Source organism: Parazoarcus sp. PS-13 R2A (genome assembly GCF_057621855.1).
In genome coordinates, this window is the sequence record NZ_JBYEXN010000003.1 from 15,509 (window position 1) to 35,467 (window position 19,959).

A 19,959-nucleotide genomic window follows, 5' to 3' on the forward strand; every position below is an offset into this window, starting at 1 on the left:
GCACAGGTGTCGGCGGCGCCTATGGCGTCAGTACCTTTGCCAGGTAGCGACCGGTGTAACTCGTGACGCAGCTGGCGATCTCTTCGGGTGGGCCGGCGCATACGATGGTCCCGCCGCCATTGCCACCCTCGGGACCCATGTCGATCACCCAGTCCGCGGTCTTGATGACGTCGAGGTTGTGTTCAATGACGACGATGGTGTTGCCATGGTCGCGCAGACGATGCAGCACCTTGAGCAGGAGTTCGATGTCCTGGAAGTGGAGCCCGGTCGTGGGTTCGTCGAGGATGTAAAGGGTGCGGCCGGTGTCGCGCTTCGAGAGTTCGAGCGCGAGTTTGACGCGCTGGGCCTCGCCGCCGGAGAGCGTGGTCGCGCTCTGGCCCAGACGGATATAGCCCAGGCCGACTTCGCTAAGGGTCTCCAGTTTGCGTGCGACCGCCGGCACCGGGCGGAAGAAGTCGAAGCCCTGTTCGACTGTCATCTCGAGCACTTCGTAAATTGTCTTGCCCTTGTAGCGGATCTCGAGCGTTTCGCGGTTGTAGCGCTTGCCGTGGCAGGTGTCGCACGGGACGTACATGTCGGGCAGGAAGTGCATCTCAACCTTGATCATGCCGTCTCCCTGGCATGCCTCGCAGCGCCCGCCCTTTACGTTGAACGAGAATCTTCCCGGGCCGTATCCGCGAGCACGTGCCTCCGGGACGCCGGCGAAAAGCTCGCGGATCGGCGTCATCAAGCCGGTGTAGGTGGCCGGATTCGAGCGCGGCGTGCGTCCGATCGGCGACTGGTCGACGGTGATGACCTTGTCGAATGCGTTCAGCCCCTCAAGGGCGACATACGGAGCGGGTTCGGTGTTCGAGCGGTAAAGCTGCTGGGCTGCGGCAGCGGCGAGAGTGTCGTTGATCAGGGTTGACTTTCCAGACCCCGACACGCCGGTGACGCAGGTGAACAGGCCCACCGGCAGGGCAAGATCGACATCCCTGAGGTTGTTTCCGCTGGCGCCACGCAGGTGAGCCATGCGGGATGCGTCCGCTGGCGTACGCCTGGTCGGGATGGCAATGCGTCTCCGGCCTGACAGATAGGCGCCGGTCACCGAGGCTTCGCAGGCAATGACCTCTTCGGGCTTGCCGCTGGCGATGATGTAGCCCCCGTGCTCGCCTGCGCCCGGGCCCATGTCGACGAGGTGGTCGGCGCTGCGAATGGCGTCCTCGTCATGTTCGACCACGATGACGGTATTGCCGAGGTCGCGCAGCCGGCGGAGGGTCTCCAGCAAGCGGTCGTTGTCACGCTGGTGAAGCCCGATCGAGGGTTCGTCGAGCACATACATCACGCCGGTCAGGCCCGAGCCGATCTGGCTCGCCAGGCGGATGCGCTGCGCCTCTCCGCCCGACAGCGTGTCGGCCGCGCGATCCAGGGACAGGTAGTCGAGTCCGACATTGGTCAGAAAGCTGAGCCGATCGGCAATTTCCTTGACGATCTTTTCGGCGATTCGGGCGCGATGGCCCTCGAGCTTCAGGTGCTCGAAGAAGGTCTTGCACTCGGCGAGCGGCAAGCGGCTCACTGCAGGCAGGGCACTGCCACCGATCAGCACGTGGCGTGCGTCGGAACGCAGCCGGGTGCCTTCGCAGCTTGGGCAGGGGCGGGTGCTGCGGAACTTGAGCAGTTCCTCGCGTACGGCGGCCGAGTCGGTTTCACGAAGGCGGCGCTCAAGGTTGGGGACGATGCCCTCAAAGGGGTGTTCCTTCACCACCATGCGACCATTGTCCGCGAGATACACAAAGGCGATTTTCTCGCGGCCCGATCCGCTCAGAATGATCTCGCGAATTTCGGCTGGCAGGGTCTCAAAGGGCGCCTCGATGTCGAACGCGTAGTGGTTCGACAGGCTGGAGAGCATCTGGAAGTAAAACTGGTTACGGCGGTCCCAGCCCCGGATGGCCCCGGACGCGAGCGAGAGTTCAGGATGGGCGACGACGCGCTGGGGGTCGAAGAAGTCCACCTGGCCCAGGCCATCGCACTTCGGGCAGGCGCCCGCGGGATTGTTGAAGGAGAACAGTCGCGGTTCCAGCTCGCCAAGTGCGTAGCTGCACACGGGGCAGGCGAAGCGGGCCGAGAACAGGTGTTCCGCCTGTGAGTCCATCTCGACTGCAATCGCTCGGCCGTCGGCGTGGGTGAGGGCGGTTTCGAAGGACTCGGCAATGCGGCCTCGAAGATCGGGACGCACCTTGAAGCGATCGATGACGACCTCCACCGTGTGGCGCTTGCCCTTTTCCAGCGGCGGCATGCTGTCGAGTTCATGTATCTCGCCGTCGACCCGCACGCGGACGAAGCCCTGGGCGCGGAGCTCGGAAAACAGGTCATGCTGTTCGCCCTTCCGTCCGGTAACGACAGGGGCAAGAATCATCAGCCGGGTTTCCGCCGGCAGGGCGAGCACATGGTCGACCATTTGCGCCACGCTCTGGGCCTCGAGGGCGTGCTCGGGGTGGTCGGGGCAATGAGGCGTCCCTGCGCGTGCATACAGGAGACGCAGATAGTCATGAATCTCGGTGACGGTGCCGACTGTCGAGCGTGGATTGTGGCTGGTGGCTTTCTGCTCGATCGAGATGGCCGGAGACAGTCCTTCGATCAGGTCTACATCGGGCTTCTCCATCAGCTGCAGAAACTGACGGGCGTAGGCCGACAGCGACTCCACATAGCGCCGCTGCCCTTCTGCGTACAGCGTGTCAAAGGCGAGAGAGGACTTGCCCGACCCCGACAGACCGGTAATGACCGTCAGCCGGTTTCGCGGCAGATCGAGGCTGATGTTCTTAAGATTGTGGGTGCGGGCACCGCGGATGCGGATTTCGTCCATGAGCGTGGCTGCGCGAGGGGGAACACAAAACTATAAGAGAGAAGCCGCTCCGGGCCAATGTTAGAATCACCTTCTTTTTCGCCGCGTCCAGCATGTCCCCACCCCTACGTGATCCGATGACGCCCGCCGAGCGTCGAGCCGGGATCAGCCTTGCGTCCATCTTTGCGCTGCGCATGCTGGGGCTGTTCCTGATCCTGCCCGTGTTCGCGGTGCATGCGCGCACGATCCCGGGCGGCGACGACCTCACCCTGGTGGGTCTGGCGATTGGCGCCTACGGCGCGACGCAGGCGCTGCTGCAGATCGCCTTTGGTGCGGCCTCGGACCGGTTCGGCCGCAAGCCGGTGATTCTGTTCGGCTTGGTGCTGTTCGTGCTCGGCAGCGCGATCGCAGCCATGGCGGGCGATATCTACATGGTCATCGTCGGGCGCGTGCTGCAGGGGGCCGGAGCGATTTCGGCGGCAGTCACAGCCCTCGCGGCTGACCTGACCCGTGATCAGCACCGCACCAAGGTGATGGCAATGATCGGCTCAAGCATCGGGCTGGTCTTTGCGGCCTCGATGGTTGCTGCGCCGTTGCTGTATTCGGTGATCGGCATGAGTGGCATCTTCTGGCTGACGGCCGTGCTTGCGTTTGTCGCCATGGGCGTCGTGGTGTGGGTGGTGCCGGCCGCGCCACCGGTGCCACGTGCCAATGCAGGCAGCTTCATGGACATCCTGCGCAACGGGCAGTTGATGCGACTGAATTTCGGCGTATTCGCGCTGCACCTGATTCAGACCACGATGTGGGTCATGGTCCCGGCGGCGCTGGTGGCACATGGTGGCCTGGCGCTTGCAGAGCACTGGAAGGTCTATCTGCCGGCCGTGCTGCTCTCCTTCGTCGTGATGGTGCCGGCGATCATCATTGCCGAGCGTCACAACCGGCTCAAGCCGGTATTCAACGGCGCGGTGCTTTTGCTTGCAATCGTTCAGTTCGGACTGTATTTCTGGAGCGATGGCCTGCTCTCGATTGCGTTCTGGCTGACGCTGTTCTTTGTGGCTTTCAACGTCCTCGAGGCAACCCAGCCGTCGTGGATTTCACGTATCGCGCCGCCTGCCGCGAAAGGCACTGCGCTTGGCGTCTACAACACCTTGCAGTCCATCGGGCTGTTTGCCGGCGGTCTGCTCGGCGGATGGCTGGGGCAGCGCCTGGGTGCGGGCGGCGTCAGCCTGGCGTGTGGCGTGCTCGCCCTGATCTGGCTGGCGGTTTCGCTAAGCATGACCCCCCCTCCGGTCCGCGCGGTTCCCTCGCCGGTCCGGGGTTGACACACTACTCATAGGAGAACGGGATGGCATCCCTGAATAAAGTCATTCTGATCGGAAACCTGGGCAAGGACCCGGAGACCCGTTATGCACCCAGCGGCGACGCGATCACCAACCTGACCGTGGCGACCACCGAGACCTGGAAGGACAAGGCGTCGGGTGAGCGTCGTGAAGCCACCGAATGGCATCGCGTGGTGTTCTTCGGGCGCGTGGCCGAAGTGGCTGCGCAATACCTGCGCAAGGGCAGTCAGATCTATGTGGAAGGTCGGCTGCAGACGCGCAAGTGGCAGGACAAGGAAGGCCAGGATCGGTACACCACCGAAATCCGTGGCGACGAGATGAAGATGCTCGGCCGCCGTGAAGGCGGTGGCGAGGCGCCGATGCGTGGCGGAGACAGCGGCGGATACGATGCGCCCGCAGCCGCACCCAACCGTCAGCCCGCACCGGCGCCCGCCGCCAAGCCGGCAAAAGGCGGGTTCGGGGACTTTGACGACGATATTCCCTTCTAAAACGGGTCTGAGCGTTCAGGGACGGGGCGCCAGGGCGCGCCCCCGGCGCAACGCAGTATGGGGTGGGGATGATCCGACGTCGGTTCCTTCAGTCGCTGCTGGTGTGTGCGGGCGCGGGCAAGGTCTTGACGGCCTGCTCCCCCCCGTCTGAGCCGCTGCGCTTCGGTGCCAATGCGTGGCCAGGCTATGCGCCGCTGAGGCTGGCCGAAGCGAGCGGTCTGATCAGCCCGGAGCGCCTGCGCGTACTCGATTTTCCGAACTCGTCGATGGTGCTCTCGGCTTTCCGCAACGGAACGATCGATGCAGCAGGACTCACGCTGGACGAGGCGCTTGCGCTGGCTGCAAGCCGGCAGCCCTTGCGCATCGTGCTGGTTTTCGACGTTTCCGATGGCGCCGACGTCATCGTGGCGCGCCCCGGGATTTCGGCGCTTGATCAACTCGAGGGGCGTCGGGTCGGGGTCGAAACCGAGGCGCTGGGCGCCTATCTGATTGGCCGGGCGCTGGAGCGCGTCAGTCTGCCGCTGCACAGTGTCGAGATCGTTTCGATGCCGCTTGACCGGCACGAGTCGGCTTTTGCGTCAGGGCAGGTCGATGCCCTGGTGACCTTCGAACCGGTCCGTTCCCGCCTGCTGGAAGCTGGCGCCAGCGAGCTGTTCTCATCGCGTGAAATTCCCGGCGAAATCGTCGATGTTCTGGTTGTGCGCGAAGACGTGCTGCGAACGCGCCGCGCCGATCTGCAGGCGGCCGTGTCTGCGCATTTCGAGGCACGACTGGCGCTCCTTGCCGACCCGGCTGCTGCTGCCGAGCGACTCGGTGCAAGGCTGTCTCTGGACGAGGCGGCGCTGCGGGCGGCACTCGGGCTGATCCATCTCCCGGGTCCCGAGGAGAATCGCCGCTTGCTTGGCGGTGCCGACGCGGGACTGGCGCAGGTGCTCGTGACCATGAGCAGCAGAATGAAGTCCCTCGGCCTGCTCGAGGGGGAGCCCGTGCTCAAGGGCATGCTGGTCGCAGACCTGGTCGAGGCCGTCTGACATGGCGTCGCAACGGCCGTTGCGTCACCTGCTGCTGTTCATCCTGCTCTTCTTCGGTCTGTTGGTGGCGCTCGCCCAGTTCTCCTTCATCGTCCAGACGCATTCGGACGAGGCGCGCTCGCAGCTTGAGGCGCTGGTACGCCATACCGGGGTGACGCTGGCAGCGAACCTTGAAGCGGCGATGCGCGAGGGGGACGATGGCTTTGTCGATCACCTTCTGGCGCAACAGATCACCCTTCCAAACCTCACCTATGCGGCGCTGGTCGGCGGCACGGGGCGCGTGCTGTCCGGAAGCCATCCGGGCATGCGCGATCAGGACCTTGCCCGGTTCGGCTTCGAGGCAGCGCCGGACCGAATTGTCGAGACTGCACGCAGCACGCTCGGCGCGCAGATCCTGGATGACCGCGATGCGCAGCAGATGTGGGGCGTGTTTCCGGTCCGGTTGCCGTCTCCCGCCGGCGGTATCAGGGCACGCCAGACCGCATACGTGAGCCTGTTGATCGATACCGCCCCCCACCTGCGCGCGGCCTTGTATCACGCAGCAAGGCAGAGCGTGATCGTGTTGCTCCCCATTCTGCTGTTGTCGGCGGCCATTTGGGTCATGGTCAGCGTGTTGCTGACCAACCGCATCGAGCGCCTGCTGGTGTATGCCCGGTCGCAGGCGCGTGGCGGAACCTTGCCCGAGCCGGTTTCGGGCGCGGATGAACTGGGGCAACTGGGTACGGCGCTGGCCGACCTCATGCGCGAGGTGCTCGATTCCCGCGACTTCCACGTTCGCCTGCTTGAATGCATGCCCAACCCCACTTGGCGGGCTGGGGCTGACGGCCGCCGAAGTTACGTCAATCGCGCGTGGCAGGCGTTTACCGGTCGGGAAGTCGTGCAGGAGCTCGGCGAAGGATGGTTTCAAGGTGTGCACCCCGACGATGTCGCAGGCTGTCGGAAGGTGTATTCCGACGCAGTCGCCAGGCGGGAGGCCTTCGTGACCGAGTATCGGCTGCACTTTCATGACGGGACCTATCACTGGCTCTCGGACCACGGTGAGCCCTTGTTCGGCACTGACGACGCCTTTCTTGGCTTTATCGGCAGTTGCTACGATCTCCAGCAGGAGAAGACCGCGTCTGCTGCCGTGGCGGCGAGTGAAGAGCGCTTTCGTAGTCTGGTCGAACATGCACTCGTGGGGGTCTTTCTGATCCACGATGGGCGGATGCTGTACGGCAATCCGCAGCTTGCCGAATGGTTCGGTTACACCACGGAGAGCATTGTGGGCGTGCCGGTCAGCGCGCTGGTACAGCCGGCTGATCTGCCGCTGGTTGAGGGGCAGTTGCGACTCAGGGAGGCGGGCAATACCGACCGGGCGCACTATGTGCTGCGCGCGAAGCGGCACGACGGTTCGGAGTTTCTGGCGGAGGTCTACGGGACCGGCATCCCTCATGAGGAAGGAACGGTCGTCCTAGGAACCCTGCTGGACGTGACCGAGCGCAAGACTGCGGAAGCCCGGATCCGGCAACTGAATGCCGATCTGGAGTTGCGCGTTGAACAGCGCACGAACGAACTTGCCGCACTCAACGACGAGCTTGAAACCTTCGCCTATTCGGTTGCGCATGATCTAAAGGCTCCGCTGCGCGGGATCGACGGGTACAGCCACCTGCTGCTTGAGGACCATGTGGATCGTCTGGATGAGGAGGGGCGGTTGTTCATCGGGAATATCCGTGCCGGCGTCAAGCAGATGGCCCGGCTGATCGACGATCTGCTCGCCTATTCGCGGATGGAGCGACGCAGTCTGCAGCGCACCAGGGTCAACCTTGCCACTGTTCTGCGTGGCATACTCGCGGAACATGCAGCGGAGATCGACGAAAACCAGGTGCATATCGATGTTGATGTTTCTGATATTTCCGTCGAAGTGGACCCTGACGGTCTGGCGCAGGTTCTGCGCAATCTGGTGGGTAATGCACTCAAGTATTCACGTAAGGCCCGACCAGCGACGATTCGCATCGTTGCACGTGCAGAGGGCGACTGGTGCCACCTGTTCGTACGCGACAACGGCATAGGATTCGACATGAAGTTCCACGATCGCATTTTTGACATTTTTCAGCGGCTTCAGCGCGCGGAAGAGTATTCCGGCACCGGCGTCGGCCTGGCGATCGTGCGGAAGGCGATGCAGCGCATGGGCGGGCGGGTGTGGGCCGAGAGCGCACCTGGCGAGGGAGCGAGCTTCCATCTTGAGTTGCCGCGATGAACGATCCGTTGCCGACCACGAGGCCGATTCTGCTGATCGAGGACAACCCGGCCGATCTCGATCTCACGCTGCGCGCCTTCAAGCGCCGTCACCTCCTCAACCCCATTCAGGTTGCACGCGACGGACAGGAAGCGCTCGATCTTCTGCCGGGGTGGGAGGCGGGCAAGCCGCTTCCGCTCGTCGTTCTGCTCGACCTCAACTTGCCCAAGGTCAGCGGTCTCGAGGTGTTGCGCCAGTTCAAGGCGTGCAAGGCTGCGTGCGGCATGCCCGTCGTGGTGCTGACAACCTCGGACGAGGATCGCGACATCAAGACGGCATATGAGCTGGGCGCCAACTCATACATCATGAAGCCGGTCGATTTCGACAGTTTCGCGAGCGTGGCTGCCCAGATCGAGCTGTACTGGTGTGTGCTCAACAAGCCGGTCCATTCATTGTCCTAAGGACTGCCCGAGAACGTGATCAGAGCCCTTTACGTCGAAGATAACCCGGTTGACGTCGACCTGCTGCAGCGCACCCTCGCGCGCAGCATGCCCGAGCTCGCAATCGATGTCGCCAGCTCGCTTGCCGATGGGCTGGCTGCCATCGATCTGGGTAAGACCTACGATATCGTGCTCACCGACCTTTCCCTGCCGGATGGCAGCGGACTGGATCTGCTCGGGGCAATACGCGAGCGGGGGCTGGCGCTCGCCTGTGTGGTGCTGACCGGCTCGGGTGACGAAGGCGCGGCGATCGCGGCCCTCAAGTCCGGTGCGGACGATTATCTGGTCAAGGACGGGGACTACCTCGAGCACTTGCCGGGCACGCTGACTTTTGCCATAGAGCGGGCCCGTGCCGAGGCTGCGCGTCGCAGCCGCCCGGTGCGCGTGCTGTACGCAGAGCATCATCTTTTCGATATCGATCTCACCTTGCGGCGCCTGGCGCAGTCGGCGCCGCATCTGCGAATCGACGTCGTGCGCGGTCCCGATGCAGTGCTGTCGCGGCTGCAGGCGGCAGCAAGGACGACGCCCTACGATGTCCTGCTGCTCGACTATGTCCTGCCCGGCATGAATGCGCTCGACCTCACCAAGTCGCTGCGCCGGGACCACCAGTTCGATATCCCGATCGTCGTCGTCACCGGTCAGGGCAGTGAGGAGACTGCAGCGCAGGCACTGCGTCTGGGGGTGTCCGACTACCTCATCAAGCACGACGGCTACCTGCACGAACTGCCTGTCGTGCTCGACAATGCGTTTCGGCAGGCCGAACTGGTGCGCGAACGCACCGCGCTCAGGGCGCTTACCGAACGCCTCCGGCTTCACTCCGCGGTGATCGACAGCACCCATGACGGCGTCTTGATCACCGATCTCGACGCCAGGATCGTCTCGATCAACCGGGCCTTTACCGAGCTCACCGGTTATACCCGCGAGGACTCCATCGGTCAGAATCCGCGCTTTCTGCGCTCAGGCCGCCATGGTCGCGACTTCTACCAGACCATGTGGACCACCCTGACCCGAACCGGTTGCTGGCAGGGGGAGCTGTGGAACCGGCGCAAGAATGGTGAGCTTTATCCCGAGTGGCTGACGCTCAATGCGGTGTGCGACGATGCCGGCGAGGTCACGAATTACGTGGGCGTGTTCACCGACATCAGCGCGCTGCGGCAGACCGAAGCCAGGCTCAGCCACCTCTCGCACTACGACCCGCTCACCGACCTCCCCAACCGTCTGCTGATCATGTCCAGACTGGAGCATGCGATTGAGGTCGCGCGGCGGCACAAGCAGGGGCTGGCGGCGATCTGTCTCGACCTCGACCGCTTCAAGACCATCAATGACAGTCTCGGACACCAGATCGGCGATCAGTTGCTGTGTGCGGTCGGCAAGCGCCTGCGGGGGCACCTCAGGAGCGAGGACACCCTCGGACGCCTTGGTGGTGACGAGTTCATGGTGCTGATTGAACGCATCGAAACCCCTGCCGCGGCCGCGGTGGTCGCGAAAGGGCTGGTCGACGCGCTGGCCGAACCGTTCAGGCTCGACAACGGGCAGGAAGTGTTCATGCACGCCAGTGTGGGGGTGAGCCTGTACCCGGATGACGGCGAGGATCACATGGCGCTGGTGCGCAACGCGGATGCCGCGATGTACCGGGCCAAGTCGCAGGGACGGAACACCTACGGTTTCTATACCGAAGACCTGACCCGCTTCGCATCACAGCGTCTCGACCTGGAAACCCGCCTCCGGCGCGGGCTGACCAACGAAGAGTTCGTCGTGTTCTATCAGCCGGTGCTTTCGGTGTCGGACGGGACCCTGCTGGGTGCAGAGGCGCTGGTGCGGTGGCAGCCGCCGGGCGAGCAGATGGTCTCGCCGGCGGACTTCATTCCGATGGCCGAGGAAACCGGCCTCATCGTGCAACTGGGCGAGTGGGTGCTGCGCGAAGCGTGCCGGCAAATGCGGGCCTGGGATGCGCAGGGTTTCGTGCTGCCTTCGGTTGCCGTCAATCTGTCGGCCGAACAGGTGCGGCGACAGGACGTCGGCACGATGTTGCTGCAGGTGCTTGCCGAGTCCGGGCTGGCTGCTGAGCGCCTTGAAATCGAGCTGACAGAGAGCAGCCTGATGCAGCAGGGCGAGAAGGCCGCCATGCTGCTCGACCAACTCAAGCAGCATGGCGTGAGGCTGGCAATCGACGATTTCGGAACGGGTTATTCCTCGCTCGCGTATCTCAAGCGCTTTTCGATCGACAAGCTCAAGATTGATCGCAGCTTCATCAAGGATCTGGCCGATGACCGCAACGACCTCGCGATTGCGTCGGCCATCGTTGCCATGGCGAATGCGCTGGATATCACGGTGCAGGCCGAAGGGGTCGAGAATGATGCGCAGCTCGCCCTGCTGAAGACGATCGGCTGCGGTAGCTGGCAGGGCTACTCCTGCAGCCCGCCCGTACCCCCGGTCGATTTCGAACAGCGCTTTCTGCTTGCGGGCTTCTGCGCCTAGCGCTGCCCGGTCATGGGGCCGGGCGCGTGCTCAGGGCGCGTGCCATGCGGCTCAAGGCTTCGTCGAGCGTGTCGCGTGCGCAGCCGAAATTGAGCCGCACGAAGCCGGGCAGGCCAAATCCGCGACCGTCGGACAAACCCACTCCACGCGCCTCGAAAAAGGCTGCCGGGTCGTCCAGGCCGGCTTCGCGGCAGTCAATCCAGGCCAGATAGGTGGCCTCCGGCGCGGTCGTGCTCAGGCCGGGCATGGCCGCGACGGCTTCAAGCACGCGTGCGCGGTTGGCACGCAGATGGTCGAGCAGCGCTGCGCGCCATGGACCGCCGTCGCGGTAGGCCGCCTCGGTGGCGACCAGACCGAGCACATTCACCTGGGGCACGATGCCACGCATCACGTGACGATAGCGCCGACGCAACTCTGCATCGGGGATGATCGCGAACGAAGAATAGAGCGCGGCAATATTCCACGTCTTGGATGGGGCCATCAGGGTGATCGTGCGGCGGGCGACCCGTTCGTCGAGCGCCGCGATCGGGATGTGCGGACGATCCTCATCGAGCACCAGCCCACAGTGGATCTCATCACTGCATATCACCAGGTCGCGCTCTTCAGCGAGGGCTGCGATCCAGGTCAGTTCGTCGCGGTCGAACACACGGCCGACCGGGTTGTGCGGATTGCACAGCATGAACAGGCGGGTACGTGGATCCATCGCTGCCGCCGTGGCTTCGCGGCTCCACTGCCAGCGACCGCCTTCCAGTTCGAGGGGGCTGGTGATCAGTCTGCGGTCGCTGTTGCCCGGCGCGAACAGAAAGGGGGGGTAGACCGGCGTCGCAGTAAACACCCCGTCGCCGGCCTCGCCCACCGCCCGGCAGGCAAGGTTGAAGCCGGTCACCACACCGGGCAGCCACACCAGCCAGTCGGGTTCGACACGCCAGCCGTGATCCCGCTCAATACCGTCTGTCACGGCTTCGATCAGCGAGGGCCAGGCTTCGGTGTAACCGAAGACGCCGTGGTCGATACGGGCGTGGAGTGCCTCGAGTACCGCAGGCGGTGCCGTGAAGTCCATATCGGCAACCCACAGCGGCAGGATGTCACGACCGCTGAAACGGCCCCATTTCTCGCCGGGAACATCGCGGCGATCAGGATGTCTGTTGAAGTCGAAGCTCATGCTTGGAACCGTGCGTTCAGGAGGTACGAGTGTAACGTGTGGTTTGCCATGCATCACGTATCACGCCGTGTAGATACAATTGCACAAAAGAGCAAAACAGCAGAACAGGGTGGGACACTGATCATGAATGACATTACAACTTATCCGGATGGCATTTATGCCATTGACTCGGGCTATGGTGAGCGGCCGCAGGTGGCTGCGATTCATCTGATCGTCGATACGGGTCGCGCTGCCGTGGTCGATACCGGCTGCAACGCTTCGATTCCCCGCATTCTGGGCGCGCTGGCCAGTCTTGGCATTACCCCGGACGCGGTCGACTGGGTGCTGCTCACGCACATCCATCTCGACCATGCGGGCGGGGCCGGCAGCATGATGTGCGCACTGCCGAATGCGAAGCTGGTGGTGCACCCGCGCGGCGTGCGCCACATGATCGACCCGTCGCGTCTGTGGGAGGGGGCGGCTGCGGTATATGGGGCGGAGCATACTTTCAGGCTCTACGGGCGCCTGGCGCCTGTGCCAGCCGAGCGCATCGTGGCGGCCGAGGACGGACTTGAGATTTCGCTCGGCGCGCGCAGACTGCGCATTGTCGACACGCCGGGGCATGCACGGCATCACGTGGCGATCTGGGACGAGCGCGCACGAGCGTTCTTTACCGGGGACATTTTCGGCGTTTCCTATCGCGAACTGGACGTGGATGGGCGTGCGTTCGTGTATCCGACGACCACGCCGTCGCAATTCGATCCCGATGCAATGCACGAATCCATCGACCGCATGCTCGCCTTTGGTCCGCAGGCGATGTACCTGACGCATTACAGCAGGGTGGAAGATGTCGAACGTCTGGCCGGCGATCTGCACCGGCTGATCGATACCCAGGTTGCGGTTGCACGCGCCGCGCGTGGCGACGGTGTGGCGCGCCATGTCGAGATTCTTGCCGGTCTGGAGCAGATCGTGCGCGAAGAAGCTGCGCGCCAGCACTGGGCCCTCAACGAGGACGAAGCGCTGCAACTGTTGCGCATGGACCTCGAGCTCAACGCCCAGGGGCTTGGGGTCTGGCTCGACTCCCTGCGCGTCGAGGCCGCCGCAACCCTCTGAGTCCGCGTGCCGGGCAAGGCGCTGGGGTAAGATCGGGCCTTCCCTCTTCACGATGATTCGTCCATGTTGTCTGCTGCTGTTTCCTCCGCCGATTCGATGCCCGACGTCGATGTCGAGCGCCGCTTCGGCGGTATCGGACGCCTCTACGGCGATCAGGCGCTTGCGCGTCTGAGTGCGTCTTCGGTCTGTGTCGTTGGCATTGGCGGCGTGGGGTCCTGGGTGGTCGAGGCGCTCGCGCGTAGCGGCGTTGGGCATCTGACGCTGATCGATCTCGATCATGTTGCCGAGTCGAACATCAACCGTCAGGCCCATGCGCTCGATGCCACTCTTGGCCAGGCCAAGGTGGCGGCCATGAGCGAGCGGGTTCGCGGGATCAATCCGCTGTGCAGGGTGACGCAGGTCGATGATTTTCTTACGCCCGAGAACGTGAGCGAACTGCTCGGCGGTTTCGATGTGGTCGTTGATGCCATCGACAACGTGCGCGCAAAGGTCGCGATGGCGGCCCATTGTCGCCTCCACCAGCTCACGCTGGTCATAGCGGGCGGCGCGGGAGGCAAGACCGATCCAACGCGCATCCGGGTGGATGACCTGTCGCGTACCGAGCAGGATCCGCTGCTGGCAAAGGTGCGCGCGCAGTTGCGCAAGGCGCATGGTTTTCCGCGCGACCCGAAGCGCAAGTTCGCCATCGAGGCGGTCTATTCCTGCGAGCCGCTGCGCTACCCCGATGCCGTCGCGTGCGACGCGGGGCGGGGGCCGCAGGGCCTGGCGTGCGCGGGTTACGGGTCGAGCATGGCAATGACGGCCAGCGTCGGTCTGTTCGTTGCCGCGCGGGCGATGGATCATTTGCTGAAATCCGCGGTCTGACGCCGCTCCAACCTGACTGGATTCCCTATGACTCAAACCACTTCTCCGGCAGCACAGGCCGTGATCCTGTTCGGCCATGGTGCGCGCGACCCCGAGTGGGCGGGCCCGATGCAGCGTATCCGCGACACCATGCGCGCGCGTGGTCCCGGGCAGCACGTGGAACTGGCCTTTCTCGAATTCATGAGTCCGACCCTCGACCTTGCGGTGGATGAACTGGTCGCGCGCGGCGTGACCCGAATCGCGGTCGTGCCCGTTTTCCTCGCTCAGGGCGGGCACCTCAAGCGTGATGTGCCGGTGTTGCTCGATGCAGCCCGGCAGCGACATCCGGGCTGTGAATTCCATCTGAGTCTGGCCGTGGGCGAGGCGCCTGGCGTGGTTGCCGCGATCGCCGAGTACGGGTTGAGCGCGTTCGACTGAACCCCGCGCGGGGAGTATGCGCTGCGCTTGAGTGGCAGCATGGAATGCTTGACGGTCACAATTATAAGCATATACTTATATTCATGACCAAGCATACCGTCCCCCTCTTGTTGTCGGCTCTTCTGTGCAGCGCTGCGCTGGCGCGTGCCGAGGTGCCGACCCTGTTGATCGAAGCCCGTTCGGTCAGCGTGTCGCAGCCTGCCGAAGCGACTGTCGAGGCGGTCAGGCAGGCGACCCTTGCTGCCCAGGTTGCGGGCCGGGTCATGGAGCTGAACGTCGATGCGGGCGACCGCGTCACGCGTGGTGACGTGCTGCTGCGTATCGATGCTGCCGAGGCAAGTCAGGCCGTGGCGGGTGCCGAGGCCGGCGTTGCGCAGGCCGAGGCGGGCAGAATCAAGGCGCGCAGCGATTACGAGCGTGCCCGCAGCCTGTTCGAGCGCAAGTTCGTCAGTCAGTCCGCACTCGACCAGGCGCGCTCCGCACTCGATGCTGCCAACGCCCAGGTGCGCAGCGCGCAAGCCGGTCGTGGCCAGGCGTCGACCGTGGTGGGCTATACCCGCATCGTGTCGCCGCTCTCCGGCCTGGTGGCTGCGCGCCACGTCGATGCCGGCGAGATGGCGCAACCGGGTACCCCGCTGCTCACCGTATACGACCCCGCGGCCATGCGGGCGGTGGCCGATGTGTCGCAGCAGCGCATGACCGCCCTTGGCAAGGCACCGCTGCGTGCCAGTGTCGAACTGCCCGGTTCAGGGCGCTGGGTGGAGGCTGCGGCGGTCACCGTGCTGCCTGCGGCCGATGCGCGCACCCATACCGTGCAGGTCAGGGTGGATCTGCCCCCTGCGACCCTTGGCGTGGTGCCCGGCAGCTATGCCCGGGTTCATTTTCTGTCGGGCGAAAGCGCCCGCCTCGTGGTGCCGTCGACGGCGGTCCTGCGTCGCGGAGAGCTGACTGCGGTGTACGTGGCCGACGGCAAGGGTGGCTTCAGCCTGCGTCAGTTGCGCCTTGGCGAGCGCGTTGACGCCGAGGACGGGGTCGAAGTGCTTGCCGGCCTGCGCAGCGGTGAAACCATCGCCCTCGATCCGGTTCAGGCAGGTATTGCGGCCAGCACCGCAAGCCGGCCCTGAGCAGGGAGCCGGAGATGAGCACCTCTCTTGGTTTGTCCGGTCGCATTGCGGCCACCTTCCAGCGCAACGCGCTGACCCCGCTGATCGCCCTCGTCCTGCTGCTGGCCGGTGTGTTCGCCACGCTGGTCACCCCCAAGGAGGAGGAGCCGCAGATCGACGTCACCATGGCCAACGTCATCGTGCCTTTTCCGGGGGCGTCGGCGCAGGATGTCGAGGCGCTGGTGGCGCGGCCCGCAGAGCAGGTGCTGTCGCGGATGGCAGGCGTCGAGCATGTGTATTCGGTTTCGCGCCCGGGCATGTCGATCATCACCGTGCAGTTCGAGGTCGGGGTTCCCAACCAGGATGCGCTGGTGCGGCTGTACGACACGGTGCATTCGAACAGCGACTGGCTGTCGCCGCAGCTCGGCGTCGGCGAACCGCTGATCAAGCCCAAGGGCATCGACGACGTTCCCATCGTCAGTCTCACCCTGTGGACCGCCGACCCCGAGCGTGCGGCTTTCGAGCTGCAGCAGGTGGCGCGCGCAAGCGAACTCGAACTCAAGCGTCTGCCCGGCACCCGGGATGTCACCACCATCGGCGGGCCGGGCAGGGTGATCCGCGTTCAGCTCGACACCGAGCGCATGAACGCGCATGGCGTGACGGCGCAGGATCTGCGCGCCGCGCTGCAGCTGGCCAACGCATCGCAGCCGGCGGGAAGCCTGGTACGCGACAATCGTGAGGTGCTGGTGCAGACCGGCACCTATCTCGAGTCTGCCGAAGACGTGCGTCGCCTGGTGGTGGGGGTGTTCGACGACAAGCCGGTCTTCCTGCGCGACGTGGCGCAGGTGGAGGACGGCCCGGACCAGCCCTCCAGCTACGTCTGGTTCGGTACCGGTGCCGCCGGCTCCGCGGCCGGCAGTGGCGTGTTTCCCGCCGTGACGCTGTCGATCTCGAAGAAACCGGGGGCAAATGCCGCCGACGTTGCCGACGCTGCGATCAAGCGCATCGAGAGCCTGCGCGGGTCGCTGGTTCCGGACGGGGTCGAAGTCACGGTGACCCGCAACTACGGACAGACCGCGAATGACAAGGCGCAGAAGCTCATCGGCAAGCTCGCGTTCGCCACGGCTGCGGTCGTCGCGCTGGTGTTCTTTGCGCTCGGCCGCCGTGAGGCGATCATCGTCGGCATCGCGGTGTCGCTTACGCTGGCGGCGACCCTGTTTGCATCCTGGGCCTGGGGCTTCACGCTGAACCGCGTCAGTCTCTTTGCGCTGATCTTCTCAATCGGCATCCTGGTGGACGACGCCATCGTGGTGGTGGAGAACATTCACCGCTGGCATACGCTCGAACCCGACACCCCGCTGTGGAAGCTGATTCCGAAGGCGGTCGACGAGGTTGGCGGGCCGACCATCCTGGCAACCTTCACCGTGATCGCGGCCTTGCTGCCGATGGCTTTTGTCACCGGTCTGATGGGGCCGTACATGAGCCCGATCCCGATCAATGCCTCGATGGGCATGTTCATCTCGCTGGCGGTTGCGTTCATCGTGACCCCGTGGCTCGCGCAGAAGCTGATGAAGTCGGTCGACGCGCATCATCACGAGGGCGAGGACAAGCTCACGCGCAAGCTCGACGGTCTGTTCCGCCGCATCATGACGCCGATGCTCGACGTCAATCACGGCGGGCGCGCCCGCATGCGCCTGTGGCTGCTGGTGGTGGTGCTGATCGCAGGTTCGGTGGCGCTGCCGGTGGTGCAGCTGGTGGTGATGAAGATGCTGCCTTTCGACAACAAGAGCGAGTTCCAGGTCGTGCTCGACATGCCGGTCGGCACGCCGGTCGAGGAAACCGCGCGCGTGCTGCGCGAGATTGGCACCGAACTGGCGACAGTCGAGGAGGTCACCGACTGGCAGGCTTATGCCGGCAGCGCGAGCCCGATCAACTTCAACGGTCTGGTGCGTCAGTACTATCTGCGCAGCGCGCCCGAACAGGGCGACATCCAGGTCAACCTGGTCGACAAGGCGCATCGCAGCCGCCAGAGCCACGAGATCGCAGTGTCGGTGCGTGACGCCGTGACCGCAATTGCGGTGCGCAACGGGGGCAATGCGAAGATCGTCGAAGTGCCGCCCGGGCCGCCCGTGATGTCACCGATCGTGGCCGAGATCTACGGGCCGGATTACGCGGGTCAGATCGAGGTCGCGAAGCGCGTGCGGGCAGCGTTCGAGGGTACGAAGGACATCGTGGGCGTCGACGACTCGGTCGATGAGGCCGCGCCCAAACTGCTGTTGCGGGTGGATCAGGCCAAGGCGGCGCGCATGGGCGTGTCGCAGGCGGACATCGTAGAGGTCGTGCGTCTGGGGCTGTCAGGCGAAAACGTGACGCCAGTACATGGCGGCGACAACAAGTATGAGATCCCGGTGCGCATCCAGTTGCCGGCGACTCGGCAGTCGGATGTGGCATCGCTGTTGTCGATGAAGGTGCGATCCCGCTCCGGACAGCTGGTGGCGGTCTCCGAAGTGGTCGATGTCTTCGATACCCGGCGTGAGCAGATTCTCTACCGCAAGGACCTGTTGCCCGTGGTGTACGTGACCGGTGACATGGGCGGCAAGCTCGACTCGCCTCTTTACGGCATGTTCGACATCCGCAGCAAGCTCAAGGACATGGCGCTCGACGGCGCGCCGGGACTGGCAGGCACGCTTGGCGAATGGTTCATCCGTGCCCCCGCCGATCCCTATGCCGGCTACCAGCTCAAATGGGACGGCGAGTGGCAGATCACCTATGAGACGTTTCGCGACATGGGCCTGGCCTATGCGGTGGGCCTGATCCTGATCTATCTGCTGGTGGTGGCGCAGTTTCACAGCTACCTCGTGCCGCTGATCATCATGGCGCCGATTCCGCTCACCCTGATCGGCGTCATGCCGGGCCATGCGCTGTTCGGCGCGCAATTTACCGCGACCTCAATGATCGGCATGATCGCGCTCGCCGGCATCATCGTGCGCAACTCGATTCTGCTGGTGGACTTTGTCAATCAACAGGTCAGGGAAGGTGTCGATTTTGCCGAGGCAGTGATCCGGGCGGCGGCCGTGCGTGCCAAGCCGATCGGTCTGACCGGACTGGCGGCGATGATCGGCGCGATATTCATCCTCGACGATCCGATTTTCAACGGCCTTGCCCTGAGTCTGATCTTCGGGGTGTTCGTGTCCACCGTGCTCACCCTGGTGGTGATTCCGGTGCTGTATTTCGCGGCGATGCGAAATCGCCTCGCCCAACTGACGGGAGAATCCGAATGAAGCTCACCACAAACCAGTTCGTCCGCATCTTTGCCGGTGCTTTCGTGCTCATCTCCCTTGCGCTGGGGGTTGAAGCCTCGCCGCTGTTCGTGAATGCGAACTTCCTGTGGTTCACCGTGTTTGTCGGCGCCAACCTGTTCCAGAGCGGCTTCACCGGTTTGTGTCCGCTGGAGAACATCCTGCGCAAGGTCGGCGTCAAGGACCACTACTGAGCACTGCGGGCACACGGGAGCCCGCGCGGCCGAGTGGGCGGGGCGCTACAATCGCGCTGTTTTCATCCCGCGAATGCAAGCCTGCCCATGAACGACCATGTCACGCCTCCCGATCGACGGCTCGATCGACGCATTCCGCTGGGTTGCGCTGCATCCATTCTGCTTGGGGAGGGGCGCTCGGTGGCTGCCGAATGCATCGAACTGAGCGTCAGCGGCATGACGCTTCACGCCGCCTATGTGCCTGGAGAGCTGGAGGTGATAGACGTCGCAGTGATGTCGCCAGGGGCCGGTCTGGGGCGGCCGCCGCTGGTGACCCGGCTCAAGGTCACGCGCTGTCATGCGATTGGCGGCGGTCGTTACGAAATCGGCGGTGCGATCACCCAGGTGGTGGGCTGATCGCAGCAGCCTGAACGGGCGACGGTCACGCGTCGCCCTCGGGGTTCAGCGCGGCTGACGCCGGAACATCAGCCAGAGCGCGAAAACGGTGAAGGCGCTGAAGCTCAATAGCGACCAGTTGGCGAGGGACAGGCCCAGGAAGGTCCAGTCGATTGCGCTGCAGTCGCCGGCGCCACGAAACAGCATCGGCAGCACTTCCGTCAGCGGAAAACTCTCCATCAGATACTCCATTCCCGGACCGCACTCTGCGATCCCCGGCGGGTTGAGCTGAAGCCAGCTCTGGTTCGCCGCAACGCCGCCGCCTGCGATTGCGGTCAGCCCGATCAGGCCGGCGTAGATCCGGCTGCCTGTTGCGCCAGGGCCGTGCAGTCCGCCGATCAGCCCGATCAGGCCGACCGTGAGCAGGGCGTAGCGCTGCATGATGCACATCGGGCAAGGGTGCAGACCGACCACATGCTGCAGATAGAGGCCGAAGCCGAGCATTCCTGCACACAGGGCGAAAAGCGCGAAAAACATCTGACGGGCGGACAGGCGGGAGAGTGTCATTGAATGGGATTGC

16 protein-coding genes are annotated in these 19,959 nt (G+C 64.4%); 13 read left to right on the plus strand and 3 right to left on the minus strand.

The window, feature by feature from the left end:
• Positions 1-19: 19 nt before the first annotated feature.
• On the minus strand, positions 20-2,842 hold the full coding sequence (gene uvrA / locus AC22G6_RS03920) for an excinuclease ABC subunit UvrA (protein WP_487365684.1): 2,823 nt from the start codon (positions 2,840-2,842) through the stop codon (positions 20-22).
• A gap of 92 nt (positions 2,843-2,934) precedes the next feature.
• Here uvrA and AC22G6_RS03925 point away from each other — a divergent pair, with 92 nt between their 5' ends.
• The 6 genes from AC22G6_RS03925 to AC22G6_RS03950 all read left to right on the plus strand — a co-directional run bounded on the left by AC22G6_RS03925 (position 2,935) and on the right by AC22G6_RS03950 (position 10,873).
• A complete protein-coding gene (locus tag AC22G6_RS03925; protein ID WP_487365685.1) occupies positions 2,935-4,143 on the plus strand; it encodes an MFS transporter in 1,209 nt (402 codons plus the stop codon).
• Positions 4,144-4,166: 23 nt separating this feature from the next.
• Positions 4,167-4,649, plus strand: coding sequence for a single-stranded DNA-binding protein (ssb, locus tag AC22G6_RS03930; protein ID WP_487365686.1), 483 nt, complete (start codon positions 4,167-4,169; stop codon positions 4,647-4,649).
• A gap of 68 nt (positions 4,650-4,717) precedes the next feature.
• The gene (locus AC22G6_RS03935; RefSeq protein ID WP_487365687.1) at positions 4,718-5,680 is read left to right on the plus strand and encodes an ABC transporter substrate-binding protein; all 963 of its coding nucleotides are present in this window, start codon (positions 4,718-4,720) and stop codon (positions 5,678-5,680) included.
• 1 nt (position 5,681) lies between these two features.
• Positions 5,682-7,916: a sensor histidine kinase gene (locus tag AC22G6_RS03940; protein WP_487365688.1), complete on the plus strand. Its 2,235-nt coding sequence runs from the start codon at positions 5,682-5,684 to the stop codon at positions 7,914-7,916.
• Positions 7,913-8,356, plus strand: coding sequence for a response regulator (locus tag AC22G6_RS03945; RefSeq protein ID WP_487365689.1), 444 nt, complete (start codon positions 7,913-7,915; stop codon positions 8,354-8,356). The genes AC22G6_RS03940 and AC22G6_RS03945 overlap by 4 nt, the downstream gene beginning before the upstream one ends.
• A 15-nt stretch (positions 8,357-8,371) precedes the next feature.
• Positions 8,372-10,873 carry a two-component system response regulator gene (locus AC22G6_RS03950; RefSeq protein ID WP_487365690.1) on the plus strand — a complete coding sequence of 834 codons (2,502 nt, stop codon included), beginning with the start codon at positions 8,372-8,374 and terminating at the stop codon, positions 10,871-10,873.
• A gap of 10 nt (positions 10,874-10,883) precedes the next feature.
• Here the strand turns inward: AC22G6_RS03950 and AC22G6_RS03955 are convergent, their stop codons facing one another.
• Positions 10,884-12,035: a MalY/PatB family protein gene (locus AC22G6_RS03955; RefSeq protein WP_487365691.1), complete on the minus strand. Its 1,152-nt coding sequence runs from the start codon at positions 12,033-12,035 to the stop codon at positions 10,884-10,886.
• 123 nt (positions 12,036-12,158) lie between these two features.
• Here AC22G6_RS03955 and AC22G6_RS03960 point away from each other — a divergent pair, with 123 nt between their 5' ends.
• The 7 genes from AC22G6_RS03960 to AC22G6_RS03990 all read left to right on the plus strand — a co-directional run bounded on the left by AC22G6_RS03960 (position 12,159) and on the right by AC22G6_RS03990 (position 19,400).
• Positions 12,159-13,127, plus strand: coding sequence for an MBL fold metallo-hydrolase (locus AC22G6_RS03960; RefSeq protein WP_487365692.1), 969 nt, complete (start codon positions 12,159-12,161; stop codon positions 13,125-13,127).
• Positions 13,128-13,190: 63 nt separating this feature from the next.
• Positions 13,191-13,991, plus strand: coding sequence for a tRNA threonylcarbamoyladenosine dehydratase (locus tag AC22G6_RS03965; protein WP_487365693.1), 801 nt, complete (start codon positions 13,191-13,193; stop codon positions 13,989-13,991).
• Between the two features lie 27 nt (positions 13,992-14,018).
• Positions 14,019-14,408: a sirohydrochlorin chelatase gene (locus AC22G6_RS03970; RefSeq protein ID WP_487365694.1), complete on the plus strand. Its 390-nt coding sequence runs from the start codon at positions 14,019-14,021 to the stop codon at positions 14,406-14,408.
• Positions 14,409-14,491: 83 nt separating this feature from the next.
• Positions 14,492-15,532 carry an efflux RND transporter periplasmic adaptor subunit gene (locus tag AC22G6_RS03975; protein ID WP_487365695.1) on the plus strand — a complete coding sequence of 347 codons (1,041 nt, stop codon included), beginning with the start codon at positions 14,492-14,494 and terminating at the stop codon, positions 15,530-15,532.
• A gap of 14 nt (positions 15,533-15,546) precedes the next feature.
• Positions 15,547-18,792, plus strand: coding sequence for an efflux RND transporter permease subunit (locus AC22G6_RS03980; RefSeq protein ID WP_487365696.1), 3,246 nt, complete (start codon positions 15,547-15,549; stop codon positions 18,790-18,792).
• Positions 18,789-19,004, plus strand: coding sequence for a YgaP family membrane protein (locus AC22G6_RS03985; protein ID WP_108949497.1), 216 nt, complete (start codon positions 18,789-18,791; stop codon positions 19,002-19,004). Before AC22G6_RS03980 ends, AC22G6_RS03985 begins: the two co-directional genes overlap by 4 nt.
• An 87-nt stretch (positions 19,005-19,091) precedes the next feature.
• Positions 19,092-19,400 carry a PilZ domain-containing protein gene (locus AC22G6_RS03990; protein WP_108949496.1) on the plus strand — a complete coding sequence of 103 codons (309 nt, stop codon included), beginning with the start codon at positions 19,092-19,094 and terminating at the stop codon, positions 19,398-19,400.
• Between the two features lie 45 nt (positions 19,401-19,445).
• On the opposite strand, the gene AC22G6_RS03995 is transcribed toward AC22G6_RS03990, so the two are convergent.
• Entirely contained in the window at positions 19,446-19,946 is a 501-nt protein-coding gene (locus tag AC22G6_RS03995; RefSeq protein WP_487365697.1) for a disulfide bond formation protein B, read from the minus strand.
• Between the last annotated feature and the right edge of the window lie 13 nt (positions 19,947-19,959).